Origin of the sequence: Nostoc sp. CHAB 5715 (assembly GCF_020829685.1) — a bacterium.
Lineage (GTDB): Bacteria > Cyanobacteriota > Cyanobacteriia > Cyanobacteriales > Nostocaceae > Nostoc.
On sequence record NZ_JAIVFR010000960.1, the window covers coordinates 1 to 2792 of the forward strand.

A 2792-nucleotide genomic window follows, 5' to 3' on the forward strand; every position below is an offset into this window, starting at 1 on the left:
ATCTTGAACAATTGCTAAAGCACTACTCAGAGCATCGTTGCACCCATAGACATCGGCAAAATTAGATTTGCATTCCATTACTAGGTTATCTAATGCCGCATCCAAAAAAATATCTTGATCGAAGATGCAGACAAGGGCAAAGTACGGGGTAAGGTGAGGAGTCCTAGCCAGGGCAAGATAAAACGCCCGAATTGCAGCAGACTCAAGAGCAGCAAGAGACTTTTGACTTGCCCAAGTTAAAAACTTTTGCAAATATGGATCTTGAGCCGCTAGCGCATCAATTTCTTGCTTCATCAACTGCACCAAAAAATCTGCATTCCGTAGCATAGCAACCGTTAACAAAAAAATTTCACGCCATCTGGGTTCAGTAATATGAGTTACCAGACGTTCTAACGGTTGTTTTAATGCTTGTAAATTATAACTGGCAACGATTTTTCGAGCAGTCAAGTATTCTTGAAACGTCAAATAAGAGAAAGAGAAAATCCCCCGCACTCGTTCTGCTAGTAATCCATGTTGCAACTCTATCGCCTGAAGTACCCCTTCACTATCTAATTCCAATTCCTCTGGTTCTGTGGAAGCATTCGGCAAATCACCGATATAATTGCTAATGTATTGCTCAACAATGCGTTGTTCAAAAAAGTAATTACCCTGCTCAAATGTCGCGCTAGCAACCTGACTCAGCAACTTAAGTTTTTGTGGTAATGAAAAACCTTGATATACTTCATCCCGCTCAATTGCTTTAGTTTCGTCCCATTTGCCCAGGAGCAAGTCTAAACACTGCTTATAAAACGCAGCTTTTTGGGTTGGAAATTTGTTCTGGTGATGAAAAACCCAGCAGGCGAGATGCAAAAACAAGGGAGTGACAGCAAGTCTTTGAAATTGTAAATTTTCGGGTAAATCTAGTTTTTCAATAAACTCAAATGCCTGTTCTTGTTTATCCTGGATGTTCGTTTTTGTGAGTGCTGTAAACCACTTCTGAGCAAAAGCAACAATTTGCTCTTGACTAAAAGGGGCAATTTCAACATCTGTAAAGCGTCTGAGATTGAAAGCTTTAGCCGCCGTGCGGCAGGTGACGACAAACATATTCTTTTGATACTTTTCAGAGAGTCTGCGAATCTCATTGACGACACCAATGCTCTGTTGATGGAGTACTTCATCTAATCCATCCAGCAACAGCAACACTCTGCCCTCTAACAATAAAGTTTCCAGCACAGATGGATTTGAAATTCCACAGGTGAGGAATTCTTTGCAAATATAGTTGAGTAAATGGAACTCTCCTGCTTCTCTAGATTCGTCGGCAAAATCTCTTAAGGTGACAAAAATGGGAACCCGATTTGCTGCAAATCTACCTCGGTTGCATTGAATCGCCAGATGTTGTAAAAAGGTGGTTTTACCTGCTCCCGGTTTACCCAACACCCGCAGCTTTGAGTAAGTTTCAACTGCCGTGATCCCCGTGATTTGTGTCTGGGATACTCCACCTAAACCAAAGCGATCAAATTCTTTTGATGTAAAGTTTTGCAAATCAGCAAACTCTAACCACTGAAGGCTTGCAATCTCCTCCAAAATGTTGACATTGATATAAATGTCGTCTATTTTAACGGGGCGAGTAACATCTAATAACTGCAAAGTGCCACACTGGTCTTGAATTTTGTCGAAGCGTTGCGATCGCACTTGTTGTACTAGAGCATCAATATCTAAAAATTCCGCAGCACCAAGTTCTTTTGATTCAGAAAATTCTTCTGGAGGATTAGCCGCAATCTCTCGCCAATTCAACGACAACACATAACAAATTTCGATAAAGATATGACGTTCAACGGGACGCCCACTAAAAAACCGCCAAATTGGTTGGCGAGTCTTTAAGTTGACTTCAAAAGCCAAATTTTCTTGTGTCCACCCCTTATGAGCGAACGCTTTTTTAGCTTGTTGAATTCCGGCGAGTGATCCCTGGAGCGATCGCTTGACCATAGGAGCTTACACACATCAAATAAGAATTCTTCAATTTGACATTCTTGATACATTTAGTTTCGGAACTACTTAGAAAATAAGTGAGTCATTTTTAAATGCTAATGATTTATTTAAACCATCTTCAGCCAATATCCTGTGATTGCATTTTTTCAATAAAATCTGGGTAATGAAAGTATGTTTTATAACATATTAAATGTCGAGAAAGTTTTTGTATATCTAGTACCTTTAGTGGTATGGCAAGCCTAAAATTTATGTACAATTGAGTACTCATAATTATTGTACAACTTATGTACGCTTAAGTATACTTATGTAAAAAGTTAGCTTGTTCTAATTAATGTTTAAATAACTTAGCTCAAGCTTGTGATTTAGAGGTTTATCTGCCGACTGAGGCTTAGATTCTCAAGTCTTTTTCTTGTGTTGCTAACTGGCTTTTGAAACATAATTGGCTCTAAGAGGATGTTTGAAAAGTCATGCGAATGGTGGACTTCGGCGTGAGCGCTCAGTCGAACGCTGAATAAAGGTGAAACACCACACAAAATTGAAAATTTGGTGCAAAAAAATCAGTGTCGGGTTTGAATCCCTCACTGATAGCGACGCGAAAAGCGAGTCCACGAGCGTCTTGATTCTAACGAATGTATCCTCAATTAAGAACTTTATTGTTTATAGGACTTACGCACTGAAGCCTGAAACCTAGATCCCCCCTAGCCCCCCTTAAAAAGGGGGGAACTTCTAAAGCCCCTTTTTAAGGCAGAGCTGGTTCATTCCCCCAAAAGCTTTAAAAATCAAGGGTTCTAGCAATTAAAAATTGGTTATTTTGTTACCAGCGT

The 2792-nt window shown here is 39.8% G+C and carries 1 protein-coding gene; it reads right to left on the bottom strand.

Features of this window, described 5'->3' with window-relative positions; genetic code table 11:
* Positions 1-1965: NACHT domain-containing NTPase (locus tag LC574_RS34350; RefSeq protein WP_229458079.1), on the bottom strand; the 1965-nt coding region annotated here is incomplete at its 3' end.
* Positions 1966-2792: the final 827 nt, after the last annotated feature.